The sequence below is a fragment of the Marinobacter panjinensis genome, assembly GCF_005298175.1.
In the GTDB taxonomy this organism is placed as follows: Bacteria; Pseudomonadota; Gammaproteobacteria; order Pseudomonadales; family Oleiphilaceae; genus Marinobacter; species Marinobacter panjinensis.
Window position 1 is genome coordinate 1,649,399 of sequence record NZ_SZYH01000001.1, and the last position, 25,679, is coordinate 1,675,077.

A 25,679-nucleotide genomic window follows, 5' to 3' on the forward strand; every position below is an offset into this window, starting at 1 on the left:
AGCCGGCTTCGCGGAAATCAGTATGTCTTTCGCCGAAACCTTCCATTGATTCCTTGTCGCTTTTCAAGGCGTCTGCTAGCTTCAAGATAGAGCTTTCAGAAGATCAGTAAGCTCCACGCCGAACAACAAGAATACTGCGAGGAGAGCGTCATGCAGGATCTAAAAGGTAAGGTCGCCATTGTCACCGGGGGCTCCCGCGGTATCGGCAGACACATCGCACTTCAGTTGGCCCAGCGCGGCGCAGATGTCGCTATCAACTACCGCTCACGTCAGTCCGACGCAGACGAGGTTGTCAAGGAAATTGAGGCGCTCGGCGTCCGGGCGCAGGCAATCCAGGCGGATTTGTCCAAGATGCCAGAAGCGCGGAGTCTGGTGCGTCAGGTTCATGAGCAATGGGGGCGCATCGATATCCTGGTGAACAACGCCGGTATCACCCGCGACAAGTCCATGAAAAAACTCACCGACGACGACTGGAACGACGTTCTCGATACCAACCTCGGGAGTGTCTACGCGACATGCTCCGAAGTGCTGAAGATAATGATGGACCAGCAGTTCGGTCGCATCATCAATATCACTTCATTCGTGGGCCAGGCCGGCAATTTCGGGCAGGCAAACTACGCGGCCAGCAAGGGCGGTATCATTGCATTTACCAAGACCCTGGCACTGGAGATGGCCAAGTACAACATTACGGTAAATGCCATTGCGCCGGGCTTCACCGAGACCGAAATGCTCGCCCAGGTGCCAGAGAATATCCGCGAGCAAATCATTGCACGGGTGCCGATGGGCCGCTTTGGTCAGCCCGCTGAAATCGCCCGAGCAGTGGTATTTCTCGCAGCGGAAGGAGACTACATCACCGGCCAGCAGATCAACGTTAACGGCGGCGTGTACATGTAATGCCACCCACCGGCTGCTATGGCTGAATCTAGCCAGCCAGCGCAGCCCGCACCTTTTTGCTCAGATGGCCCATATCGACTCGGCCAAGTACCTGGGGGCGCAGGTCGTTCATGACACGCCCCATGTCCTGCATTCCCTGGGCGTCAGTTGAGCTAATGGCCATACGGATCAGGCCATCAAGGTCATCCTCGGTAAGGGCGGCGGGCATGAACTCCTCAATGATCACCATTTCTGCCCTTTCCTTGTCGCCCAGTTCCTCTCGACCGGCATCATCGTATTGACTGGCGGCATCGCGGCGCTGCTTGAGCATTTTGTCCAGCACCTTCAGAACGTCATCGTCATCCAGATCGCGGCGCTCATCAATCTCGATCTGTTTGACCGCAGCCTGAGCCATCCGCAGGGTGACAAGCCGGGTTTTATCCTTGTTCCGCATCGCGTTTTTCACAGCGTTGTTCAGTTGTTCCTTGAGTGATAATTCTGCCATTGTCGACCTCTGTTAAAATCAATGTGAATTTTACCCTATATAACATCATCAGGCGCTCATGCATGAAACTCAATCCCTTTAATACCCGAATCGGTCTGGCCCTGGGAGGCGGTGCCGCAAAGGGCATTGCTCATATCGGCGTTTTGAAGGCCTTTGAGGAGGAGCAGATCCGGATTCATTGTATTTCGGGAACCAGTGTTGGGGCACTGGTCGCCAGTTACCACGCCTTCGGCCGCCCGGCCGAGTCCATACTTTCGATCTGTTCCGAGCTGAACCTGTCCAAGATTCTCGACTTTACCCTGAAGCGTGGCGGCCTGTTCAGCACGAATTCCATCCGGGAAATGATCCACAGGGATCTGGGGGATTGCCGCATTGAAGATGCCAACATTCCCCTGGCCATCTGTGCAACCGATATCGAAACCGGTGAGCAGCTGATTTTCAGAAATGGAAACCTGGCAGATGCGGTCTGTGCGTCCATGGCTGTGCCCGGCCTGTTTGTGCCGGTGGAAATAGATGGCAGGATTCTGGTGGATGGTGGGCTGGTGGAAAATGTTCCGATATCACCGCTGGCGGAAATGGGCGCGGGCATTATTGTGGCCGTTGACCTGAGCCATGTCGGCCGGTACCCGAAACCGGAAGATACGCTTGATGTGATCAGCAATGCCATCAACATTGGTATCGACTTTAATACCCGCAAGCAGCTGAAAAAGGCTGACATAGCAGTGCCACTGGACTTAAGCGGGTACAGCCTCACCAACAACGCTGACCGCGTGGAAGAGCTGTACCTCGAAGGCTACCGCCCCATGAAGAAAAAGATTCGCCAGGTACTCTGGTACAAGCGGTGGAATGTCGTTATCAGCCTTATAAAAGCGGCCGGGGCATTGTTGCCCTTCAAGGTACCCGAGATCCTCAAAGGCCTTAAACGCCTCACATGAAGTAGTGCCGAATCAGTTGCAGCACTATAGCCAGCGCCATCAGCGGTATAATCCATCGCGTGATATTGCTGTAGTCCCGGGTTTCATCTTTGGGCGCGTATTTTTCGACCAGTGGAACAATAATGATCAGGGCCAGAAAAAGGACAGCGAGAATCGTCAGCAGGGTACCCATGGCCAGTTTCTCCAAAAAGATTGATGACAGAACGAAGCGTTGGCACGCTAACTCGTCGCGGCGACTCCGCCCGACTTTCTGCGGGACAGCTTGTGCTGGTACATACGCCTGTCCGAGATCGTAAACAGATGGGAGGGCAAACTGCATTCACTGGCATAGGCTACCCCGTAACTCACACCAGCCTCTTTGAAACCCGCTGCGATCAGCATGCCCTCAATGTGCCTGATGGCCTCGTGGAGCACGGGTTCCTGTCGCCTGGTAGACAGTATCCCGAACTCATCCCCTCCCAGACGGTAGCTGTCGCTGTCTTCGCCACAGTGAGCCCTCAAGCCATCGGCAAACAGACGCAGAAGCTCATCACCAGCCGTATGTCCGTAGGTGTCGTTGATGGTTTTGAGGCCATCCAGGTCAATCAGGAAAATCATCTGCTGTGCTTCGTCATCGGCCTCGGCTGAGAACTGAAAAAAGTTGTCGAGATAGGTGTCAAAGGCGTAGCGATTGCCCAGCCCGGTCAGGCCGTCAGTATTGGCCAGCTTGAGGGCATCGTTGAGATTGTTCAAGTAGCGGTCTTTCTGCTCCGAGAGCAGCTTGATCTTGTCCGCCAGGGCAAATGCCAGCAGTAACGCATCCAGCGTGCCCCCCAGCAAGGTCAACAGCTCTGCGTTATCCACCAGTTCGGATGTCAGCCCGATGTTGGCGGGCAAAATCAGCAACCCCGGAATAATCAATGCCACAAAAGCAAACACGAAATAGCGGGCCGGCCGATAGCCCCTGCGCCAGGAAAGAATGCCGCTTACCAACGCCAGAGCCAGCCAGAAAGTAATGACCACCGTGGCCAGGCTATGGGCATAACTGACCGCAAAAAAACAGCTCGGTAGCAGGAGCAGCGCCAACACCTGGTTACACCGGCTCAGCTTCGCAAGCAGGGGGTTGTACTGGTCGAGCTTGAGGAACTCCAGGTAGAAAAGCGTGTTCAGCACCGGTAACAGAAAGAAGGGCACATAGTGCAGGGAAATGTTGCGGTAACCGAAAAACTCAACTGGCAGATGAAAAACAAACGCCCAGGCCACGAAGTACGCCAGCAGATAGAACGCGTAGTACAACTGGCTTCTATCCCGGGTCGAGAAGAAAACGAACAGATTGAAAATGGCCAGCGCGATCAGGCTTCCAAAGGCAAGCAGTACCAGTGCGTTCTCAATCGCCACCTTGTGGCGATAGTCCGTTTCCGGGATCACCTCGAATTCAGGGTGGGATGAGAAGTACGGGCTGGAAAAGCGCACCAGTAGCCGATAAGTCGTATCTGGCTGCAGTTGAATACGCTTCCCGTAGTGCAGCATATACTCGTGATCATGCTGATACCCCGTATGCAGCACCTGGACATCCCCATCCTCGCTGTATACACGGGCCTCTATCCGATCAATGAGGGAATTGTTAGGGTCCAGCACCCAGTCAGTCGTATTACCCTCATGGCGTAATTCCCTGAGTAGCCAGTAATCACCCCCGGTCAGGGCAACGGCTTCAGCGGGGTTCTGTTGCGCGCTCCACGCGGGTAGGCCCTGATAGGTTTCCGGGAAGGTCTGACTCCGGGCGATGTACAGGCGTCCGCCCTGCTGGAGATCCATCGCCTCTGCAGGCAGGGATGTAAAGGGTCGTAACTCTGCATAGAGGGGTGTATGCCACCAGCCCACCAAAAGAATCAACGCTGCGGCAAGAAGCCGGAACACAATGCGCTGCATAGGAATTTTCTTATTATGGATTTAGAGCCCGGCTGGGACGACTGGAAACGCTATCAGCCATCCCTTACCGCCGCAGAACTATTCTTACAACATATATTAGTAAGGGCATATTAAAGAATAGCTTAGTAACCTTTCTGGGGACAACAAAAAGCCATTTAGCGACTCGATTACGGTCCTTAGTTACGCAAATATATCGTTCAGAAACATAATATTACTGGAGCCTGCAATCCTGAGCCAAGTGCATAGGCAAATGCCGATATGGTTCCTTGTTATATGCTTTATTCGATTGCCAGCCCCCTCATCAGACCCTATGATTCCCGCCATCGGCAGCCTCTACCGAGTTTCGGTAAGGCTCAAGCGGCAATCCAGAAAACCTGAGGTCTTACCGAATGGAACACACAAGTAACATCAGTTCCGTTGAACCCGAGAACATTTCCTTTGATGCCGTTGAGGTCGCCGGACTCATCGCTCCTCTGCTTTTTGCGGTCATGACCATTGTTCTGGTGGCACTAAATCCAGACCCCTCCGGGACAGTTTCCAAAGATTCAAAAATCCCTCCCGACCGGATTGAGCAAATCCATCGACGGTAAGGTGATATCGCGTTACGGTTGAACAGCGTAGCCCTGCCCTCGACGACGGAGGGCAGCAGAGGGCTCATCACTTAACATCATCCTTGAGCTCCCCAGTACTAACCAAAGAGGTAAGGTAATTGCCGACAATAAAAAAGGTTCAATCATGAACGATTCAAAGTTGGACAGTGCGCGTCAAACTGACGACCCGAATGAAAAAACGCCTGAAGCTCGAGAGATCAGCAATTCGGAACAGCTTTTCGTTATTGGCGGCTTCAATCTGATCCAGAAGCTGTTGCTGATTGTGACGGGGCTGATGACGTTAGGTGCTGCCGGGTTAGAGATCCTGGGCATCTACGAAAATGGTGTCGTAGACCTCGCTGATATTCTGATGATGTTCCTCTACACCGAGGTGGTTGCAATGGTGGTGGTGTCTTACACCGGGCGAGGTTCACCGTTTATCTATCCGATTTTCATCGCTATTACTGCAATAGCTCGGCTGATAGTGCTACAGGGCAAGGACATGGCCCCGCAAAACATCCTGTTCGAAGCCGGCGCAATCGTGCTACTGGCTATTGCGGCTATCGCGATAATGCGTTTGCCGCGCCGTTGACTCCATTTCCTGCTCACAAGGAGCCAGAACACATGGCACAGCAACTCCCGGTCATACTCATAACCGGCGGCGCCCAGGGCATCGGCAAGGGCATAGCCGCCTATTTCCTGGACAAGGGCTGGCGCGTGGTGGTCCTCGACCAGGATGCAGAAGCCATCACCGCATGCAGACAGGATTTGAACAATCCGGACAACCTGCGCCTGATCACAACGGATGTCTCCCGCGAGTCCGAAGTGGTCGCCGCAGTAGACGAGGCAGTGCGATGGGGCGGGCGGCTGGACGCAACGGTCAGTAATGCAGGAATCGCAGATCCGGACACTGGCCCCATAGAGACCCTTGAGCTTGCCCAGTGGCAACGGCGAATCGACGTCAACCTGACCGGCGCCTTCCTGATGGCAAAGCATACAGTGCCGCACCTTCGCCAGACCCGGGGTAGCATCGTCAACATGGCCTCCACCCGCGCCCTGCAGTCCGAGCCCCATAGCGAGGCCTATGCCGCCAGCAAGGGCGGCCTGATCGCCCTGACCCATGCGCTGGCCATGAGTCTTGGCCCGGATGTGCGGGCCAACAGCATCAGCCCGGGCTGGATCGATGTCCGTGCCTGGCAGGCCGATGCGCCAGCCCGGCTGCAGCCCCTCTCCGCCTCCGATCATGAGCAACACCCCAGCGGCCGGGTCGGCACACCCGCCGATGTAGCAGCCATGGTGGCCTACCTGGTCTCGCCGGAAGCCCGTTTTGTAACCGGCCAGAACTTCGTGATCGACGGCGGGATGACCCGCAAGATGATTTACGAGGATTAGCGGACTGCCCGGCCGGCCGACCCTTCTGCGACAGGCTTACAGATACCGGCCACCGGCACCGATCGCCACTACAATCAGCCCAAGAATCAGGTTGGTGCCCACCAGCTTGCGGATCTGTCCCACCTGGCGCCCGCCTTCCTGGGGATCCTGATTGGCAACGGCCTGCTTCAGCCGCCGGAAGGGAGCAAAATAGACGTGGAAATACAGTAGGATCATCACAATCCCCAGCCCCTGCATGACGTGGATATGCCAGCCGGCACCAGCCATGCCACCAAATACGCTGAAAATCATCCAGTAACCGGTCACCAGCAACAGGATCACGGCCGCCCATACCCACCGAAAAAACCGGGACAGGGTGTGACACCAAAGTACGCCCCGCTTTGATGCATCAATCACCTCGACCACCGCCGGCCGCATGGCCATGTAGGCGAAAAACATGCCGCCGACCCAGATCACGGCAGAGAGAACATGTAGAGCGATAGCCAGACTCATAAAGCGACTCCCGAATGAGAAATGTGTGTGATGAGTATAAGCTTTACCCGGAGCCACCCGGCTCGGGCTTCTCCTCATCAAGCCAGGTACCGCAATATTTGCAGTAGTTGGCGTCGGTTTCATGTCGATGTTTACCGCATCCCGGGCAGGCTTCATCGGAGTAACGTTCCGCCCGCAGGGCGCGAATAACTTCCGCGGAAAAAACGCCAACGGGAAGCGCAATGATCGAGTAGCCCGTCAGCATGATCATCATGGAAATGAACTGCCCCCAGGGAGTAACCGGCGTTATATCGCCATAGCCCACCGTCGTCAGTGTCACGATTCCCCAGTAAATGGATGTGGGAATACTGGTAAAGCCCGCTTCGGCCGGCTCAATGAGATAGAGAAACGAAGAGAAGATGGTCACGACCATCAGCACTGTGAACAGAAAAAGCAGGATCTGGTCCCGGCTGCGAAGCAGAGCGTCCAACAGCAGGCGGCCCTCGCCCACTACCGTCATCATTTCCAGTACCCGGAACAGACGCAAGGTACGCAGCAAGCGCAATACGACGAGAGTCTGCGCACCCGGGAACAACAGTGCCAGCCAGGTAGGCAGAACGGCCAAAACGTCGATAACTCCATAAAAGCTTTTCAGATAGAGCTTCGGCTTCTCCAGGCAATGAATACGCAGGCCGAGTTCAAGAGTGAACAGCAGTGTTACACCCCATTCCAACACGTAAAAGAGCTCACCGAAGCGGGCATGATATTCCGGAACACTGTCCAGAAGAATAATCCCGACACTGAGGAATATAAGCAAAGCCAAACAAACATCAAAGCCTTTGGCCAGGCGGGTGTCCGATTCGAAAATGATTTGAAACAGGCGCGTTTTGATCCCCAGGCCGCCCGGTTTTTCTGTCACGATCCAAGCTCCCTCTTTAACTGCCATTGAAAATCCGGCGATCCGGCTAATCCCGGAGCTACTAATCTTGAATACCCCCGTACAGCCCCCTTATACCGACTGTATACTCTACTCGTCTGATCGCCAATAAAAGAGCCGCCATGACCATGATCGATTTCCGCAGCGATACCGTCACCCGCCCGACCGCAGAAATGCGCGATGCCATGGCCAGCGCCGAGGTGGGAGACGACGTTTATGGTGATGACCCAACCGTGAACAGCTTGCAGGCCTACGCAGCCGAACGGCTAGGCTTCGAAGCGGCCCTGTTTACCGCCACGGGCACCCAGGCCAACCTTCTGGCGATCATGAGCCACTGTGGCCGGGGCGATGAATACCTCTGTGGCCAGTCGGCCCACAACTATCGTTACGAAGGCGGTGGCGCAGCCGTGCTTGGCAGCGTACAACCGCAACCGATCGAGAACGAGCCGGACGGCAGCATCAACCTCGAAAAAGCCAAATCCGCCATCAAGGCCGATGACTTCCATTTCGCCCCTACCCGCCTGCTCTCGCTGGAAAACACCATCGGTGGCAAAGTGTTGTCACTGGACTACCAGCGCCAGGCCCGCTCCTTGTGCGATGACCACAATCTGCTGCTGCACCTCGATGGTGCCCGGGTGTTCAATGCCGCGGTGAAATCCGACTGCGATGTCACCGAGATAACCAGACACTACGATTCAGTCAGCGTCTGTCTCTCGAAAGGGCTGGGCGCACCGGTCGGGTCGCTGCTGCTGGGCACAAAAGCCTTTATTGGCCGCGCAACACGCCTGCGCAAAATGCTCGGTGGCGGCATGCGACAGGCCGGCATATTGGCCGCTGCCGGGCGAATCGCCCTGGAGCAGGGGCCGCTGCGGCTGTTTGAAGATCATGAAAACGCCGAATACCTGAGTGCCGGCCTGGCCGGAATTCCGCAATTGGACATCAACCCAGCCAGCACCCAGACCAACATCGTCTACGCCCGCTGCCGGTCTGGCAGGGCCGAGCAACTGCGCGACTATCTGGGTGACCAGGGCATCCTGATTACAGCGGGAGTCCCCATCCGCTTCGTGACGCATCTGGATGTGAACCGGCAGGATGTGGAGAGGTTGTTAGGCGCCATTCGGCGGTTTTACGAATAGTGCGAGCCAATCCGCATGGCCATGCAGGCGGACAACCCATTGCGATAATGGCGGCTATACTGCCTGTTACACACCATCGAGAAATTGGCGAATTATCGGGTATCAGCAAGGAGCACTTATGAAACCGTTTCGAATGAACAAACACGGAAAACTGGTATTCCCCTCAAGCATCTTTACCGAGCTCGACTTTTCGATCATCACCGATCTCGACCAGTTGAAGGCGATTATTCGGCGCGACTTCGAAGTGAAAGCGCCGACCGGTACCGAAATCGCCGAGCGGGCAGCTGCGGGAAGCTATGCGACGCGCTACGATCTGTTGCGCGACATTGGTTTGCACCTTTTCTGGGCGAATCGTTACGCACTGGTGATGTACCAAAAGCAGCCGATGCGCTGGCGCGATGTCCCGCGGAACCGCGACGATGTCTTCGTGCCTCTGCTGCAGCCCTGGGAGGGGCGGGCAGCCAAGACCGCAACAGTCCGCGAGGCCTACACGAAACTGCCGGAAAAGTGGAACGCAACAGCTGAAGACGAACTGTTCGCCCTGCTCTTCGACTGCTTCTCAAACAAGCTCTATCACGCAACGTCATTGCCGCCGATAAAAGCAACGATTGCCGAGGCGCTCGCCACTGCCGGTTCCATGACAACCACCCTCGGCAACTACGATCCCGACCACCAGCGCTATAGCGTTGACGACATACTTGATGTCTCAGACGAACAGGCCGAACTCGAGGCGCTACGGCGCTGGTCAATGGTGCTGCATAATCAACAGCCATGGGACCGCAGTCAGGCAAGACTGAAACCGTTGGCCGAGATGCAGGATGACGATATCGTCGTGCTGTTCTATCCGAAAAACCGCCACGTGCTGGAATTCATCAACCGCGAAAAGAAGGGCACCACCGTTGCCCGGCAGGCACCGACGCCGGATCCTGCCGTTGAGCCCGTGAGGCCCTACCCACCGACAGTGATCGGTGACAATTCGCCGATCCAGCCGAAGATCGAGGCGCTGGCCGTCCGCAAAGGTGAGGTCACCTGCTCAAACGAGGATGTGGTGCGCAATTCGCCGTCCTCGTGGTCGCCGATGAGCGCGAAGGAAATCGCTGACAAAACCGGCATCGAGCGGCGCCGTTATACCGCCGAGCCACTGGAGAATATCGCCCTTGAGGCCGCGCGGGCAGCCCTCAAGCATGCCGGTCGTGGGGCCGAGGAGATCGGTGCGGTGCTGTTCTGCTCCTGTACCTCAAGCCGACTGATCCCGTCGACCGCCACCTGGCTCTCCGGCCAGCTGGGCATCCTGCAGACCCATTGCTCCGCCGACATCGTCGCGGCCTGCGCCGGCTTTCCCTATGGCGTCGCCGAAGCGGTCCGCCTGCTGGGGGAGATCGAACGTCCGGTCCTTCTGGTCATGGCCGAGAAATTCTCGGACAAGATCGGCAATGCCCGGCCGTCGCGGATGATCTTCGGCGACGGGGCCGCCGCAGTGGTGATCGCGCCGTCCGACGGTGAACGAGACATTCATGTGGTCCAGACCTATGCAAGCGGGCCGGCAAGCCAGGTGAACTCGATCATCTGGCCGAATCACGATTTCGACAACGACATCACCGTCTATGGCCCCGAGGTCAAGGCGCTGGTCAAGCGCTACCTGAACCAGATGATGGGCGAGCTGACCGATCTTGGACTCGAGATCGACATCATCGTGCCCCATCAGGCCAATAAGACCATGATCATCGAGATCGCCGAGCAGCAGGGGATTGACGCCAAAGACATTTACTTCAATATCTCCGAAGTCGGCAACGCTTCTGCGGCGAGCATCCCGATCGCACTCGCAGACGCCGTCTTCGACGGGGCGATCAACAAACGGTCGCTGGTTTTCGCCCCGGGCTTCGGCGCCGGAGCTGTCGGTGGCTACGTTATCCTGTCGCTGGAACCGGAGATGGTTGCGCCGGAGGTGACCAAAGCCCTCGCCATGGGCCCATCGTTAACGAAAGCGCATTCCTCAATTGAAGACATCAAGGAGGCGTTCAATACGTAAATCGCGTCAGGAGAAGCGCATGGTTCACGCGGTTGGTGACGACTCAGGCGGGTCGCACCCGGTGATCACTTAGCCGCACCGGCTGTCTCCGCGCGCCCCAATGCCCTGGCGGGCCTTCAAATACACCGGCACAGGCGGTACCGCAAGACTTGCATTGGCCGTCATCGGTCAGGTTCCAGGCGCCTAACACATACCAGTCGCGGCCAATCAGCAGTTCGCCGCAGCTGTGGCAATAGGTGCTGCCGCCTGAGTTATCATGCACATTGCCGGTGTAGGCGTAGCGAACGCCATTATCCATGGCAATCTTACGGGCCCGGGTCAGAGTCTCTGGCGGGGTTGGCGGGGTATCCATCATTTTCCAGTCCGGATGGAATGCGGTGAAGTGCATGGGTACGTCCGGTCCCAGCCTCTCCACCACCCACTGGGTCATCTCATTCAGCTCCTGCTCCGAATCATTTTCGCCCGGGATGAGCAGGGTGGTCAGTTCCAGCCATACGCTGGTTTCGTGTTTTATGTATTCGAGGGTTTCCAGAACCGGTTGCAGATGTCCACCGGTAACCTTGTGGTAGAAGCGCTCGGTGAAGGCTTTGAGATCAACGTTGGCGGCATCCATGTACCGGTAGAATTCCCGGCGGGGTTCTTCGGTGACGTATCCTGCCGTTACCGCAACCGAGCGCACACCCACCGCATGGCACGCACTGGCCACATCAACGGCGTATTCGTGAAAAATGACCGGGTCGTTGTACGTAAACGCGACGCTTTTGCAGCCCAGGGTCAGGGCGGCACGGGCAATGTCTTCGGGGCTGGCCTGGTCTGCCAGTTCATCGGTTTCCCGGGACTTGGTCATGTCCCAGTTCTGGCAGAATTTGCAGGCCAGATTGCAGCCTGCAGTGCCAAACGAAAGGGTCGGGGTGCCGGGCAGAAAATGGTTCAGGGGCTTCTTTTCGATCGGGTCGATGCAGTAACCACTGGAGCGCCCATAGGTGGTGAGAACCATCGTATCGTTGAGGCGTCCACGAACGAAGCAAAGTCCTCGCTGGCCTTCGTGCAGTTTGCAAAATCTCGGGCAAAGGTCGCACTGGATGCGGCCGTCATCAAGCCAGTGCCAGAACCCGACCTCGCGGCCCTGAAGAACCGGTATATCGCCCACGGTGAGACCCCTCGCAATTTCGCTTCCGAATCGCCTCAAATAATCTATAGTTTCTTCACGAGGGTGTGTCAAAGCAGGTGATCAGCTATGTCGGGCAACATACGAAAAGCCGCTGTTGCGGGTATGTTCTATCCGGACGATCCTGCCCAGCTCAGAGCCGTGGTGGACGGTTTCCTTTCACAGGTACCTGTGGAAGGGCCGGCTCCCAAGGCCATTATTGTTCCCCATGCCGGATACCAGTTTTCCGGCCCGGTTGCAGCTAGCGCTTATGCACAGCTTGCGCCACTTCGTGACCGCATACACAGGGTGGTACTTCTGGGACCTTCCCATCGCGTACCCCTCAGAGGCATTGCTGCGCCGACCTGGGATTTCTTCGAGACGCCGCTGGGCAATGTCGAGGTAGATCAGGGCACGTTGGCCAGGCTGCAGTCCTTGCCCCAGGTTGGCTATCTGGATTCGCCTCACCAGCTTGAACACAGTCTGGAGGTGCATCTGCCGTTCCTGCAGTCGGTGTTTGAGCGCTTTACCCTGGTGCCGCTAGTTGTAGGAGAAACGTCCCCTGGGGAAGTGTCCGAGGTGCTGGAAACACTCTGGGGCGGCGATGAAACCCTGATTGTGGTCAGTTCCGATCTGAGTCACTACCACAGCTATCCGGTTGCCAAGGAGTTGGACAGCAATACCACCAGAAACATCGAGACTCTGGACTACCGCCATATCGGATACGACGATGCCTGCGGGCGAAACCCGGTTAACGGACTGTTGTATCTGGCAGAGAAAAGAGGCCTGAAAGTAACCACCCTGGACCTGCGCAATTCCGGTGACACGGCCGGGCCGAGGGACCGGGTAGTCGGCTACGGTGCCTATGCCATAACCCTTGGCACGGGTGAGAAACACGTAGCCATTGATCGGGATGCCGTTGACATGTCCTGAAGTTCACTGAAGGATAGGACAGTATGACCAGAGCCAACCACGAACCCGAAAACCTGAAGCCACTTGACGCGGCCATCGACCGCCTTGCTGAAACCAATGCCATCGAGGGCGTCTCGCCTGTATTCGAGGTGATTGAGGCGGCAAAACCCCTGATGCTCAGCCCGGAAGGTCTGGAAGCGCTTTACGAACGCGTCCCGGCCATTGAGTCGGCCGGATTCTTTGGTGGAAGCGATTGGGACTATCCACAGACACTGGTGCCCTCCCTGGCCGCACGCACGATTCGCCACGGGGAACCCGCTGCAACACTGGTTGAAAGCCTGAGCCAGATTCGCCTTCTGGCGGTAGCCAAAGGCGATTACTCCCACCCGTCTATCTCGGCAGAACACGCCCGTCACTTTCTCGCACAGGTACTGGCGATGAATCTCGATCTGGTGGTCAATGATCTCCAGGAGAGCGACCGGCTGCGGCCCGATCAGCTCGGCTACACCGTTCAGAACCTCTACCACTACTTGCTGCAGCACCTGGGCTACGAAAACCTCCTGGAAGATCTGGTAGCCGAAGTGTGGCGGATTCTGGAGCAGCGTCCCGTCCAGGTAGCGGGCGTTAAACACATGGTGACCCAGATAGCGGTCTGCCTGGAAAAGCCGGACACACTGGGTGGCGAAGTCAGTGACAACGCGGTGCAACTGATCAACGCCGTGTTCAGCCCCACCGAGGGTTGCCGGGAAGATCCCGGCTTTGATGTCTATACTGAGCGCCTCGCGGACATGGACGATGCCACCCTGCTAAAGGAGGCCATCGCCTTTGCCCAGGCCATGCACTCTACCGGCCTGGTATCCGCTTACATGCCGGTCTTCATACGCTATCTGCGAAGCCGCTGGAACGAGCTGATTCCAACAGCCCTGGGGCTGAGTTACACGGGTGCCGACGCGTTTCACTGCTATCCCGCGTTGATTCATCGCCTGATTGACGACGCCCTGTTTCCAGAGACCAGCCAGTGTGCCTATGGCCTGGCTATGATGCTCGAGCGGGGCATTCTCTACTCGCCTCCGGTGGCGCCGTCCCTGTGGCGCCAGATACGCCTGCCGCTCTGCGACGCTGCGGCCGAGAAGATTGTGGCCGTATTCGGCAGCAGCCGCTCCCCCGAATGCTTTCTGCTCGCCGACGTGCTCAATGTGCTGGGGCGCCCGCTGGGCATCGGACAGGGAAACTATCCCACCTGCCAGTCCACGCGCGCCCTGTCCATGTGGGCCTACAACATGCCGGCGGAACTGCTTCGGATCCTTGCCTGGGCGGCGCGCGACGATGAAATCGTGATGCGCTTTGAAGGCAACAGCATATCCTCGCGGGAACTCGGCGCAGGACTTGCCACCGAGCCACCGGTGGATGTGGATGCGGTCTCCCTGCTGACGGTGCCGCACCTGGATCGCATCTATTTTGAAATGGGTCGACGCAGTGTCGGGCGCGGAGAAGATCCACACAAATGGGTCAACTCAGAATTCCATGGCGACCAGGTCGGCCACGGATTTCGCATTGCCGTCGACGTTTTTACGGGTAGCCTTAAAGACTTCGACGGGTTTATTCGCGATTTTTATGCCGCCTACCACCCTTTCTACAACGGCAACATCCCTGTCATCAATCCGCAGCCGGCCGGTATTGCGGTGACCGACAGCGCCACACGCTTTCTTGGCTGGCACGCCATCACCATCCAGCGGCTGGCACTGGATTCGGACAAGATCATGCGCGTCTATTTTTTCAATCCTAACAACGACAGCGGGCAGGACTGGGGCCAAGGCATCGTCACCTCAACCCACGGCCACAACGAGCGGTATGGCGAAGCCTCGCTGCCGGTGGCCGAGTTCGTCTCGCGCCTGTATGTCTTTCACTATGACCCGCTCGAAAAGGGTGAGCCGGGCAATGTCCCAGCCGATGACGTCAACCGTGCCATGGACCTGGCGAAAACCAGTTGGGCGGCGGGGCGCCAGGCTTAAAGATCACGCGCCTCCCAAGTCCGGTTTTTCCTTAATTTCCATGAAAGAATCCCAGAACTGACTACTATCAAAGTAAGTTAACGCCAGAGTCGACGTTGCCGTGGGATTGTCAATCAAGACAACAGAATTTGCGCCGGAAGAGTTTGAACGTTTTGCAGCCAAGGTCCGGACGGACCTTAAAGCGCTCACTCGTCTTCTGAACCGGCCGGGGTTTGGTGAGGGAGAGAGTTCCATTGGCGCTGAGGTCGAGTTCTACATCGTAAACCCTGACCTGCAAGTGCAACCCATAAACACAGAAATCGCTGCCAGCGTTCAGGACCCCCAGCTTACGGTTGAGCTCAACCGCTTCAATCTCGAATACAACCTCAGCCCCCAGGCTTTCAAGGGATCTCCGTTTGCCAGAACAGAGCAAGAGCTGCTCGCTGCGATCCGACGAATCAACCAGCACGCCGCGTCACTGGATGGGGAACTGGTGCCGATCGGCATTCTGCCCACGCTTCGCCAGTCCGATATGGGCGCGAAGGTGATGACGGACGAACCCCGCTATCATGCGCTATCAAACGCGTTGCTCAAGCAACGGGGCGCGCCATTCAGCATCCATATTGGTGGCAATGATGTCATCGATCTGGAGGCCGACGACGTCTATATGGAAGGGGCCAATACGTCGTTCCAGCTGCACTGGCGTGTGCCCGCCCATCGTTTTGCCGATTATTTCAATGCGGTCCAACTGGTCACGCCGGTTGTCCTCGCTCTGGCCAGCAATTCACCCAGCCTGTTTGGCCACCACCTGTGGGACGAAACCCGCATTGCCCTGTTCAAGCAATCCATTGACAGCCGATCCCCCAACCATAAAACCTGGCGCCATCCACCACGGGTCTATTACGGAAACGGCTGGATCCGCAGCGCCTGGGAACTGTTTGCGGCCTCGGCATCGCTGTATCCCCCGATCATTCCACTGATGTCGGATGAAGATCCGATGGCCGTGATTGATCTTGGCGAAGTACCCAAGCTCGCCGAACTGCGCCTGCACCAGGGAACCACCTGGCCCTGGAACCGGGCCATCTATGATCACGCCGACGGCGGCCATCTGCGCATCGAGATCCGTTCCATGCCTGCAGGCCCGACCGCCGCTGATATGTGTGCGAACGGCCTGTTCGTGATCGGGGCTGCGCTGGCAGTGCTCGATGACATACCCCATCTGACGTCGATACTGCCTTTCCATTACACTGAACACAATTTCTACCGCGCCGCCAAATACGGCATCGATGCAGAAATCATCTGGCCGCACAAGGATCAGGTGCAGTTGCAGGATACGCCCCTGTTAACCGTGGCCCGAGAGCTGCTGCCCCGCGCCCGGGAAGCATTGAAACAAACCGCCGTGGATGAGACGGAAATTCACCGCCTGCTGGGAATCATCGAAGGCCGCATTGAAACCGCCATGTCGGGCGCCCGGTGGCAGCGCCACATCACCGAGTCTTTGTTCAAATCCCTGAGTCGAGATGAAGCGTTCCGGAGCATGCTGTCTCTTTACATGGCCAACCAGAAGAGAAACATTCCGCTGCATGAATGGAAACTGTCGCCGTGAGCAACTCGAACGTACTTGATTATCTGAATGATCCGTCACCCCGGACGCTGGGTCGATCTCCCCTTGAGTGGCTGGACCGACTGCAAAAGCCTACCGTTGTGCACGTCACCGGTCGCGACCGCTCCCGTACCCGAGCCATGGCAACGCTGCTGCACGGCAATGAGCCTTCGGGTCTGTTTGCGCTGCACCGGTGGCTGTTCGAGCAGCACACGCCCGAAGTCAACATGCTGTTTCTCCTCGGAGGGGTCTATCCGGCGAAAATTCCACCCAGGTTCTCATTTCGCCAGCTACCCAAAGGGCTCGACCTCAACCGGTGTTTCAAAGAGCCTTTCGAAGGGGAAGAAGGGGCCATTGCCGAAGCCATGCTGGCGGAGCTTCATCGGGCGCAACCCGAATGCCTGCTGGATGTGCACAACACCTCGGGCACAGGCCCGGCCTTCGCTGTTACCATCACCAATGATGCCGAACATCAGGCGCTGACCTCGCTCTTTACCGACCGCCTTATAATGACAGACCTTCGTCTGGGTGCGCTGATGGAATACTCTGAGCAGGAAGTGCCCACGGTCACCATCGAGTGTGGGGGAGCCCAGGATGATCAAGCTCATCAACTGGCTTACGAGGGACTCGTTCGGTACACCTCAAGACCAGACGTGTTGGCACTGGAAAAAGCGGAGTGGGACGTTGCCGTACTGCGCAACCCGATTCGGGTGGAGCTGGCTCCTGAAGCGACCATAGAGTACCGCCTTGAGCCCAGCGGGCAGGCTGACCTGACGTTTCCACCAGACATCGAACACCGCAATTTCGGGATTGTCTCTCCAGATGAGCCTCTCGGATGGGTCGGTAAAAAAGGCCTGGGCATACTCACAGCGATCGGCCACAACCGGACCGAGAACATGGCGCAGATTCTTCGAGTCGAAAATGGACGGATCTTTCCCGCCCAGGCCATCAAAGCCTTTATGATTACTACCAACCCGGTTATTGCAAAGAGTGACTGTCTGTTCTACGCGGTCAAAGCAACAGGCGAACCCATTTTTTAGCTCCCAGGGAGGATTCCAGCGCCAGCTCAGAAGTACCCCAATAGCCTGCCCAGGAGCAACACACTGACCCAGATTACCAAGGACAGCACAGCCGCTGCCCTCAGGGAGAAAGGCATGGAGGCCTTCATCGGGAAGCTCCGTATATTCTGGTGCTTCAACACCTGCCCCAGAATCAACGCGTTCGATACACCCAACAAGACAAGCACAATCTTGGCCTGGAACAACAGCGACCCGGCGTAGTCCACGGCCGCCGTAGCGAATAACAGCGCACCACAGACAACCGCCAACCCCAAACCCATCGCCGATGTGATTCGAAGCACATCGACAAACACCATCACGGGGAACTTGCGCCAGAGTCCCAGCAAACGTAAATCCAGCGGCACAATGCCGCCGACCAGCATCGAAACCCCGAGAATATGCCCGGCGTTGACCAGCGGGTACATAAACGTGGAATTGCGCAAAGTCGAGACAAAAGCCAAATCCTCGACGGAGACCAGCGCCTGCTCAATCATCCCCGAGCTCAGGAGGTACGGTCGGGATATAAATCGTAGTCCTTCCCGTCGATTACAACCCGCTCAGCTTTGACCAGCCGTTCACCTTCTTTGGCGGAGCGATGGCCGTGCACGGTAATTTCCCGGCCCTGGCTCAACATCTCTTTGCTCAGCCCGACACGGTCGTTACGCCAGGGCTGCCCGACTTCCACAACCCATTCCTCGCCATCGACGTCTATCGTGACCTCGCCATGGGGATTACCAAGGCGGACTGACTTGATGGTACCGGTGATCTCAAATTCCTCATCTGTTGCCCAGGCCCAACCATGATGAGCCTGAGTGGCAGAGGCAGCGAGAAAAGCAGCAAGGACAGCAAAACCGAGCAGGTAGGCAAAACGAAGCTGAGGCATATCCAGCCCTCCTGTGGCGGGTTTATCAGGGTAACCTAAACCGCAAATTCCATACCTCAGTATATTCGACAATCCGGATGTGGCGGAATTACCGGCCGGCTATCGTTATTATTGGCATTATGCATCACAAATCTCCTTCATCGAAAACGGGTGAGCCCGATCCATGACCGTCGACCGTGAACGCCTGGCAGCCCTTGCCGCAAAACCCCATTTTTACCAGGGCAGGTACCGCAACCTGGAGCGCGTGGAGCAGCATGGCCTGGGGGATTTCCTACGCTGGCAACTGGCCCCCGGGCGCCGTTTCCCGCCGGGTAAACGCTACCCGCTGTTGCGCCCGGATGCCCACTTGCTGACGAACCCGCCGGCAGCGCCACAACTGGTCTGGCTGGGACATGCGTCATTCCTGTTCCAGTATCGGGGCCTGAGTGTGCTTACCGACCCGGTGTTGTCGGACCGCGCCAGTCCCTTCCGGCTGGTCGGACCGAGGCGGTTCACGCCGCCAGCCCTGACAGTGGCGGAAATGCCGCCGATCGACCTGGTACTGATTTCCCACAATCACTACGACCATCTCGACGAAGCAACGGTGCGCCAGTTGCACCGACGTTTCGCGGATAACCTGTGCTTCTGCATTCCCATGGGGCTGCGACGCTGGTTCGAGAAGCGTGGCATCCGGAATCTGGTGGAACTGGACTGGTGGCAATCGACCCCCCTGGCTGCCGAAAACGAAGTATTCTGCCTGCCGGCCCAGCACTTCAGCGGGCGAACTGCCACCGACACCAACACCTCGCTCTGGTGTAGCTGGCTCCTGGAAATAGACGGATTCCAGTTCTATTTTGGCGGAGATACCGGTTATGGACAGGTGTTTTGCGATATTGGCGAGCTGTTTGCGCCCATTGATCTGGCGCTGCTCCCCATCGGCGCCTACGACCCGCGCTGGTTCATGGCCCCGGTGCACGTGGCGCCGGAAGAGGCGGTCAGGATTCACCAGGATATTGGTGCCCGCCAGTCGGTAGCCATGCACTGGGGCACGTTTGTGCTAACCGATGAACCCATGGACGAGCCACCCCGGCGACTGCGGCTGGCATTGGAGAGACAGGGCCTGAGTGAGTCGGAATTTCGGGTAATGCAACATGGGGAGGTGTGGTCTCCTCACCTAAGACTATAACCTGATGACCCCTCTACCCTGTTCGTGCAACCAACGCCTCCAGTCCAAGCTCAACATACTTACCCCGCCAATGTAATTATCATCCACCAGGTAATACGCCAGGGTGCGATCACCCCGGTTAAAATTGTGCATTAGCCGCACCACAAAGTTACGGCGGGTCGGTTTGGAGAGCAGGAAACTAAGGAACTGACCGGACTGAGCCCGCAAGCTCCCGTGACCCGACATTTCTGAATGGCGCCATTTATTGCTGGACAGTCTCAGAAACTGGTCGATGTCCGTCAAACGGCCCTGTTCACGGGCTTGAGCGACAACCCACCGATTTTCCTGGTGACGTTCAAAATACAAACCCGATTCATCACGCTCCAGCATCTCCATCTGCTCGGCAAGGCCCTCATTTAACCAGGCAGGCGCATAAGGAACGATGGTATCGACGACCGCGTGACTCACCTCGTGCTTGATCGTTTTAAAGGTGAGGCTCCTGTTTTCCCGCACATAGACCGCTATCTGATGCTCAGAGGGTATATACAGGCCGTACGACGCAACCGCCGTGCCTCTGTTATTGCGAATCAGGTATTTCTGGTATTCAGCCCTATCTTTGAAAATCAGGATGTTGACGGGCACGGTCCTGTACATGTCAAAGGACATCACACGATCAAAAAACTCATAGACGTTGTTCACGCCGTCAACGATCTGCTGGTTTTCCTCGTCACTCAGCTCTACATCTACTGCTTTAACCTTGATATCAAAACGCGACCATTTCGACGCGCCCGGATTCACGTTGACAACTTCCTGCTCAACGCTGTGGTCTTTTCGGTCGCTGAAATGAATCTTCCCGTCTTCATCAACCCATTTATAAATCTCTGCATAACCTGAGTTTGCAATGATTAAAAAGAGCGAAAACACAACGACTGGATGTACGGCTTTCCTTAACCTATTAAACACTGCGATTTACCCGACGGCGAGGTGAATTAGTTGCTGTGGCCTTAAGTCTGACTCTTTAGCGCCCTAGCGCACCGACCAGCCCAACTCCCTTAGCGTAGATTAGAAATCTCACTCGGTTCGCTGGAGAGTCCTTTGAAAAACCTACATTCGCTCGCATTTTACGCATAGATTACACCAGGCCCTAGCCCTGGGCTCAGGTGCCGTGCTCGTCGCACAAGGTAGCGAGGGGAAACTGATCTGGGAGAACAGGGCATGGGCCAGGATGGTAAAGCGGCTCAATGCATGAACCTGCCGGGCCCTATGAGTCCTTCTCGAGAACCTGGCGGACATTTTCCTCTGCGCTCTGCCAGGCCTCGGAGAGTTTGTCGAAGGCGTCGTTGAAGCCGTCCTTCATGGATTCCCAGGTAGAATCAGTGCTGTCCTGCATACGCTGGTACCATTCAGTCACCCGCGACCGCTCCCCGCGCAGTGATGCCAGCGCGGTCTGCGCCTGGGCCCGGGCCAACCTATCGGTCGCATCCCGATCCTCCTGCAGACGATTGTCCATTGCCACTATGCGGGCATCAATGGCGCCGAGAACGTCGTCGATGTCCGCCATCAATCGTTCCCGCCGCTCGGCGGTAAAATCCGCCAGCTCCTGATTAAGGCTCTGCACCTCCTGGCGCAATGATTCCATGGCCGCATCACCGTCATCCTCAGCGGCGTGCCCTTGGGCCAGCGGCAGCACCATGGCCAGCAGCAAGGCGCTGGCCTGTAATCGCAATGGGGATCGCACGGTCTGTTACCTCCTCTGAATCACATTTGAAAATCTCAGTCCTTCTGATAATCAGTCTATCACCCAGCCAGGCAATGGAACCTGCACGTGCCCCACGTTCTCAATGGACACCCTCCCCCTAACCAGGTCGAATATTCTGATTCACCCGGAACAGGTTATCCGGATCATACTTCTGCTTTACCTTCACCAGGCGCTTATAAGCCGCCCCGTAGGCAAACTCTACCCGGTCAGCCTCATCGTGCGAAAGAAAATTAATGTAAGCACCGCCGCTGGCATAAGGCTTGGCAGCCTCAAAGAATGCGCGCGCCCACTGGCGGCAATGCTCATCTTCCTCAGACGTTTCCCAGCGTGCATGCACGTTCATCACATAGTTGGCGTCGCGGCTGGAATAGGCCATGGCATCGTGCGCCACCCGGCCGGTTTCGCCACCAATGGAGGCAATGAAGATCTCACAGTGGGGCGATGGCAGCTTGTCCCCAAACTCCAGCGCAACCCGGATCACATCGTCGGTCAGCTTCACAAAGTTGTGGGACTTCCAGTAATTCCGGGCACCCTCCGCCAACAAGGGGTCGAAGGCCTGCTGCCAGTTGACGTAGGGCTGAATACCAACATGCTCTCCGTGAGCCTCGCCGAATGAACGCAGCGGCGCAATCAGCTTTTTGCCAGCTTCCGGGTCCCCGGCGTAGCAAATCGCCAGGGCGACGATCGGCTCGCCATGAACCGATTCAGGCAGGAAGGGCAGCGGCGGTGCATGGCGAATAACCAACCAAATATTGAGCTCATCGGGCATGGTTTCCGTGAAACGCGCAAACTGCGTCACCACCGACTGGGCCTGGTCGAAGGGGAACACCATCAGCCCACTCAACAACTCCGGCCCCACCGGGTGCAGCTGGAACTCGAACCGCGTGACAATCCCGAAGTTACCACCACCGCCCCGCGTGCCCCAGAACAGGTCCGGATTCTCGGTGGCGCTGGCGCGAGTCTGGCGACCGTTGGCAGTCACCATGTCCACAGAGATCAGGTTATCAACGGTCATCCCATGCTTCCGGCTGAGCCAGCCAAACCCGCCGCCCAGGGTCAGTCCCGCGACACCCGTTGTGGAATTGATACCCAGCGGCGTTGCCAATCCATGCAACTGGGCTGCAGCGTCAAAGTCTGCCAACGTGCAGCCGGGCCCCACGTAGGCACGCTGTTTTTCAACATCGACCTCTACATCCTTCATTTTCGACAGATCAATCATCAGACCATCGTTGCACACCGCGTTGCCCGCGATGTTGTGCCCACCTCCCTTGACCGAAACCAGCATCGACTGATCGCGCCCGAAGTTTACCGCGGCCACCACATCCTTCACCGAGTGGCACTGGGCTATCAGCGCCGGTTTACGGTCGATCATGGCGTTCCAGATCTGGCGCGCCTCGTCATACCCGGCGTCTGCCGGCTCAAACACAGGGCCACCGAACTGCCCCCTGAAGGTGTCTATCGTTCCTTGCTGTAACCTGGTCATAGCCATCTCCTCGCCCCATAAGGCACCACCCTTTATCCTCCGCCGTTTCAGCAGGAACACCAGCGGGTTATTAGACTGTTTAAGGACTATGGCGGAACTGTTAGCCGGTTTTAGTCAGGAAAACCGGGAATATTGGCGCTGGGAATCAGGAGGGTGTAGCTTAATAATTGAACGCAATGCGTCGATCACCCCTACCCTCTTCGGGATGCCACCGCATTCGCAGGAGTACCCGATGATTCAGAGCACCAATCAAGGCCTTGATCTGGTTATCGTGGGCGGAGGCATTGGCGGCATCATCTGCTTGAAGTATGCCAAAGACGCCGGGCTGAACGCGCTGCTTCTTGAGCGCGGTGACCACATCGGTGGTCTATGGCGCGACCTCCCGTCCTGGCAGGACATTCAATTCCGCAAGGAAGACTGGACGCTTGGCAATTTACCGCTCGCCGGAGAGGACCAGCCCAGCATTCTGGGTAACATAGAAGCCTGGGTCGAACGCTTTGAATTATCGCCCTACATCCGCCTGAATGAGTCCGTAACAAGTGCCCGGCCGTGCGAGAAGGGCTGGAGGCTGACCACAGATACAGCAACACACGAAGCGAAGTGGCTGATTGCCGCCACCGGTGGACACAACCGCCCTGTCGTCCCAAACGTCGAGCGGATCGATTCTTCGATCACTGAATATCATTCCTCCGCCTTACGCGATCCCGAGGAATTGCGGGACAAGCGGGTTACCGTGGTGGGCGGCGGTGCGTCCGCCTATGATCTTCTGGATCTCTGCTTCGCCCACGGTGCTCGCAGTGTCGTGTGGCTCTATCGCTCCACCAAGTGGATGCGGCCGACGCGCCGAGGCAAACACTTTGGCATCGACATGCGGGTTCTGGCCAGGTATCAGATGCTCTGCTTGCCAGCGAGTCTGGTCCACCGACTGTCCAACAAAGACCTGCGGGCGAGGTACGCGAAAGCAGGCATCAACGAGATAATGCCAGAGGGCGATTTCGACATCCGCCGCGACCAGCTCATCCCGGGCCGGCCGGGGATGCTCACTAACTTTGCCAGCATTGAGCGCCATCAAGGCGAAGTAAGCTCACTCCGCGGCAAGACCATCGAGCTCTCAAACGGTGAAGCGCTGGAAACCGATCTGCTACTCTGGGGTACTGGGTATGGTGTTGACTTCGGCTATCTCGGCCTGGAGGCGCTTAACAAGGCAAAAAACCTCAACGAGATTGGCAGTCGCTGCTACTCCGGCTTCCTCTCCGCCGACGCTCCCAATCTCTTCCTGCTGGCACCAGGAGTGCTCGACACTAATACCTCGACGCCCTGGGCCTATGCCCATGTGGCCAAGTCCATCATGTCTCATATCGGGGGCAGACCGGTTTTTGTGAAGGCGCCTTGCGAAGCCTTCACGAATCATTTTGATCTGGTCAAGTTACTGGCGCCGCAGGACCGGGGAAACTATCCGCTCGGGATCTGGTACCTGAAGTATCTCTGGCTCGCAGTATGCCATCCCTGGAAACGATCAATGCCTATCCCCTGAACGTCCCCGTTTTCCCCCGAATGACCGGGCATGAAAATCGCGGCTACCGAATACCGTTGGACTGCAGCCACTGGCTGATCTGCGACTGGTTCATGGCACCGCTCTGGCGCGCCACTTCCCGGCCATTCTGGAACAGGATCAGCGTGGGTATGCTGCGAATACCAAACTGGCCGGCCGGCCCGGGCGATTGTTCGGTATTCAGCTTGGCAAAGCGCACTTTTCCCCGCCAGGCTTTCGCAGCCTGCTCGAACTGAGGCGCCATCGCTTTACAGGGGCCGCACCAGCTGGCCCAGAAATCCACCAGTACCGGCACATCACTGCGTGCGGTATGGGCACTGAAGCTCTGGTCCCCCAGCTCCAGAACCTGATCCGGCCAGAGCGGCTGTTTGCAGGCACCGCAATTGCCGCCGGATGACAGCTTATCGGCGGGCACGCGATTCACTTTGTGGCAATGCGGACACACGAGGTGTCGAATATCGGTCATTATCTATCTGCCTTTGATTGCATACTGACTTGAATAATCAGGGCAGATCGAGAGAAATCAAGCGGGGTTGGGCGCAACCGGGATTGAAGTAAAGTATGACACCGATATGCATGCGTCAGCCTTGCCAATAAGCCTTACTGTCCTCATCCATCGGAAAGAAATGCTCAATCCGCAAATTCTGGGCGGTAACGTCCAGGGGCGTGCCTATGGTTGCGATGGTGGAAAAGATTCTGAGTTGTTGGTTTCCCAGGTTCAGGGTAAACGGAATCGCCGGGTAGTCCAGGTGTTCCACCACGTGGCTTTTCCAGGTCTGTGGCACGCCGGGCACAGTCAGCGCCTGTTCCAGCAATCGATTGGGCTGATCCCGAAACGGGCCGGCAAGATGCTCATGGTAGACACGTTGCAGCATATGGCAGGCGATATTCTCCCAATCGCCCACGAAGGGTTTTATGCCGTGACCATCCAACAGCGACAACAGAAAGTTCGGCCGGGCCGGAAACTGAGCGCCCAGCGCCACCATTCTTGCCATCATCTCCTGCATGGCCTGGTTGGCCATAACCAGATAATACTCGTGATCGAACACCACAGCCGGGTACGGCAGGTGCCCCTGCAACAGATGCTCAAGCGCATCCCTGATCATGGCCATACCGGGCGCGTTCAAATCCTGGTCGGAGTAGACCTGGCTGTACCCCGCCGCCGACAACAGCCGGTTGGTTCCGGCCAGATCCGATTGCAGCATCTGGGCTAAATGCAGAACCATACCTTTGCTGGGCTGGCTGCGGCCGGTTTCCAGAAAGCTGATGTGCTTCGCCGACACCTCGCACGCAAGGGCGAAATCCATCTGGCTCAGGCGCTTACCCTGCCGCATTTCTCTGAACAGCGTACCGAAGGCGCTCATTGGGTTT

Annotated in this window: 25 protein-coding genes; 12 read left to right on the top strand and 13 right to left on the bottom strand. The window is 57.1% G+C overall.

Annotated elements, in window-relative coordinates; genetic code table 11:
* Positions 1-150: 150 nt before the first annotated feature.
* Positions 151-894 (top strand): 3-oxoacyl-[acyl-carrier-protein] reductase, encoded by a 744-nt coding sequence (fabG, locus tag FDP08_RS07505; protein WP_137435366.1) that lies wholly within the window; start codon positions 151-153, stop codon positions 892-894.
* 28 nt (positions 895-922) lie between these two features.
* Here the strand turns inward: fabG and FDP08_RS07510 are convergent, their stop codons facing one another.
* Entirely contained in the window at positions 923-1,378 is a 456-nt protein-coding gene (locus FDP08_RS07510) for a GatB/YqeY domain-containing protein (protein ID WP_137435367.1), read from the bottom strand.
* Positions 1,379-1,440: 62 nt separating this feature from the next.
* On the opposite strand from FDP08_RS07510, the gene FDP08_RS07515 reads away from it, so the two are divergent.
* A complete protein-coding gene (locus FDP08_RS07515; protein WP_137435368.1) occupies positions 1,441-2,313 on the top strand; it encodes a patatin-like phospholipase family protein in 873 nt (290 codons plus the stop codon).
* Here FDP08_RS07515 and FDP08_RS07520 read toward each other — a convergent pair.
* The gene (locus tag FDP08_RS07520) at positions 2,306-2,485 is read right to left on the bottom strand and encodes a hypothetical protein (RefSeq protein WP_137435369.1); all 180 of its coding nucleotides are present in this window, start codon (positions 2,483-2,485) and stop codon (positions 2,306-2,308) included. The two genes, FDP08_RS07515 and FDP08_RS07520, sit on opposite strands and share 8 nt — an antisense overlap.
* A 47-nt stretch (positions 2,486-2,532) precedes the next feature.
* Positions 2,533-4,221, bottom strand: coding sequence for a GGDEF domain-containing protein (locus FDP08_RS07525; RefSeq protein WP_137435370.1), 1,689 nt, complete (start codon positions 4,219-4,221; stop codon positions 2,533-2,535).
* A 735-nt stretch (positions 4,222-4,956) separates the two neighbouring features.
* On the opposite strand from FDP08_RS07525, the gene FDP08_RS07530 reads away from it, so the two are divergent.
* Together FDP08_RS07530 and FDP08_RS07535 are read left to right on the top strand one after the other, a co-directional pair.
* Complete coding sequence (locus FDP08_RS07530; RefSeq protein ID WP_137435371.1) at positions 4,957-5,403, top strand: phosphate-starvation-inducible protein PsiE; 447 nt, start codon at positions 4,957-4,959, stop codon at positions 5,401-5,403.
* Positions 5,404-5,435: 32 nt separating this feature from the next.
* Entirely contained in the window at positions 5,436-6,203 is a 768-nt protein-coding gene (locus FDP08_RS07535) for an SDR family oxidoreductase (RefSeq protein ID WP_137435372.1), read from the top strand.
* Positions 6,204-6,239: 36 nt separating this feature from the next.
* Here the strand turns inward: FDP08_RS07535 and FDP08_RS07540 are convergent, their stop codons facing one another.
* Both FDP08_RS07540 and FDP08_RS07545 read right to left on the bottom strand, forming a co-directional pair.
* The gene (locus FDP08_RS07540; protein ID WP_137435373.1) at positions 6,240-6,695 is read right to left on the bottom strand and encodes a CopD family protein; all 456 of its coding nucleotides are present in this window, start codon (positions 6,693-6,695) and stop codon (positions 6,240-6,242) included.
* 43 nt (positions 6,696-6,738) lie between these two features.
* Positions 6,739-7,593, bottom strand: a complete 855-nt coding sequence (locus tag FDP08_RS07545; protein ID WP_228263255.1) for an ion transporter — start codon at positions 7,591-7,593, stop codon at positions 6,739-6,741.
* A gap of 140 nt (positions 7,594-7,733) precedes the next feature.
* Here FDP08_RS07545 and ltaE point away from each other — a divergent pair, with 140 nt between their 5' ends.
* Entirely contained in the window at positions 7,734-8,747 is a 1,014-nt protein-coding gene (ltaE, locus tag FDP08_RS07550; RefSeq protein WP_228263256.1) for a low-specificity L-threonine aldolase, read from the top strand.
* 118 nt (positions 8,748-8,865) lie between these two features.
* Positions 8,866-10,776: a 3-oxoacyl-[acyl-carrier-protein] synthase III C-terminal domain-containing protein gene (locus tag FDP08_RS07555; RefSeq protein ID WP_137435375.1), complete on the top strand. Its 1,911-nt coding sequence runs from the start codon at positions 8,866-8,868 to the stop codon at positions 10,774-10,776.
* A gap of 43 nt (positions 10,777-10,819) precedes the next feature.
* Here FDP08_RS07555 and amrS read toward each other — a convergent pair whose 3' ends face one another.
* Positions 10,820-11,926, bottom strand: coding sequence for an AmmeMemoRadiSam system radical SAM enzyme (amrS, locus tag FDP08_RS07560; RefSeq protein ID WP_137435376.1), 1,107 nt, complete (start codon positions 11,924-11,926; stop codon positions 10,820-10,822).
* Positions 11,927-12,013: 87 nt separating this feature from the next.
* Here amrS and amrB point away from each other — a divergent pair, with 87 nt between their 5' ends.
* The 4 genes from amrB to FDP08_RS07580 all read left to right on the top strand — a co-directional run bounded on the left by amrB (position 12,014) and on the right by FDP08_RS07580 (position 17,469).
* Positions 12,014-12,856: an AmmeMemoRadiSam system protein B gene (gene amrB, locus FDP08_RS07565; RefSeq protein ID WP_137435377.1), complete on the top strand. Its 843-nt coding sequence runs from the start codon at positions 12,014-12,016 to the stop codon at positions 12,854-12,856.
* Between the two features lie 23 nt (positions 12,857-12,879).
* Positions 12,880-14,847, top strand: a complete 1,968-nt coding sequence (locus tag FDP08_RS07570) for a hypothetical protein (protein ID WP_137435378.1) — start codon at positions 12,880-12,882, stop codon at positions 14,845-14,847.
* Between the two features lie 100 nt (positions 14,848-14,947).
* Positions 14,948-16,432 carry a glutamate-cysteine ligase family protein gene (locus FDP08_RS07575; protein WP_137435379.1) on the top strand — a complete coding sequence of 495 codons (1,485 nt, stop codon included), beginning with the start codon at positions 14,948-14,950 and terminating at the stop codon, positions 16,430-16,432.
* Positions 16,429-17,469, top strand: coding sequence for a M14 family metallopeptidase (locus FDP08_RS07580; RefSeq protein ID WP_228263257.1), 1,041 nt, complete (start codon positions 16,429-16,431; stop codon positions 17,467-17,469). The genes FDP08_RS07575 and FDP08_RS07580 overlap by 4 nt, the downstream gene beginning before the upstream one ends.
* Positions 17,470-17,495: 26 nt before the next feature.
* Here the strand turns inward: FDP08_RS07580 and FDP08_RS07585 are convergent, their stop codons facing one another.
* Together FDP08_RS07585 and FDP08_RS07590 are read right to left on the bottom strand one after the other, a co-directional pair.
* Positions 17,496-17,981 (bottom strand): hypothetical protein, encoded by a 486-nt coding sequence (locus FDP08_RS07585; protein ID WP_137435381.1) that lies wholly within the window; start codon positions 17,979-17,981, stop codon positions 17,496-17,498.
* Positions 17,982-17,989: 8 nt separating this feature from the next.
* The gene (locus FDP08_RS07590; RefSeq protein WP_137435382.1) at positions 17,990-18,370 is read right to left on the bottom strand and encodes a DUF6152 family protein; all 381 of its coding nucleotides are present in this window, start codon (positions 18,368-18,370) and stop codon (positions 17,990-17,992) included.
* Between the two features lie 163 nt (positions 18,371-18,533).
* Here FDP08_RS07590 and FDP08_RS07595 point away from each other — a divergent pair, with 163 nt between their 5' ends.
* A complete protein-coding gene (locus tag FDP08_RS07595; RefSeq protein ID WP_137435383.1) occupies positions 18,534-19,535 on the top strand; it encodes an MBL fold metallo-hydrolase in 1,002 nt (333 codons plus the stop codon).
* Here FDP08_RS07595 and FDP08_RS07600 read toward each other — a convergent pair.
* The 3 genes from FDP08_RS07600 to FDP08_RS07610 form a co-directional block, all read right to left on the bottom strand.
* Positions 19,530-20,477, bottom strand: coding sequence for a DUF4124 domain-containing protein (locus FDP08_RS07600; RefSeq protein WP_137435384.1), 948 nt, complete (start codon positions 20,475-20,477; stop codon positions 19,530-19,532). The genes FDP08_RS07595 and FDP08_RS07600 overlap by 6 nt on opposite strands.
* Before the next feature lie 298 nt (positions 20,478-20,775).
* Positions 20,776-21,252 carry a sll1863 family stress response protein gene (locus tag FDP08_RS07605; RefSeq protein ID WP_137435385.1) on the bottom strand — a complete coding sequence of 159 codons (477 nt, stop codon included), beginning with the start codon at positions 21,250-21,252 and terminating at the stop codon, positions 20,776-20,778.
* A gap of 118 nt (positions 21,253-21,370) precedes the next feature.
* Entirely contained in the window at positions 21,371-22,756 is a 1,386-nt protein-coding gene (locus tag FDP08_RS07610; protein ID WP_137435386.1) for an FAD-binding oxidoreductase, read from the bottom strand.
* Positions 22,757-22,988: 232 nt separating this feature from the next.
* Between FDP08_RS07610 and FDP08_RS07615 the strand changes: the two genes are divergently transcribed.
* Positions 22,989-24,290, top strand: coding sequence for a flavin-containing monooxygenase (locus FDP08_RS07615; RefSeq protein ID WP_170978986.1), 1,302 nt, complete (start codon positions 22,989-22,991; stop codon positions 24,288-24,290).
* Between the two features lie 43 nt (positions 24,291-24,333).
* On the opposite strand, the gene trxC is transcribed toward FDP08_RS07615, so the two are convergent.
* Entirely contained in the window at positions 24,334-24,774 is a 441-nt protein-coding gene (gene trxC, locus FDP08_RS07620; protein ID WP_137435388.1) for a thioredoxin TrxC, read from the bottom strand.
* Between the two features lie 115 nt (positions 24,775-24,889).
* Positions 24,890-25,672 (bottom strand): helix-turn-helix domain-containing protein, encoded by a 783-nt coding sequence (locus FDP08_RS07625; RefSeq protein WP_137435389.1) that lies wholly within the window; start codon positions 25,670-25,672, stop codon positions 24,890-24,892.
* Positions 25,673-25,679: the final 7 nt, after the last annotated feature.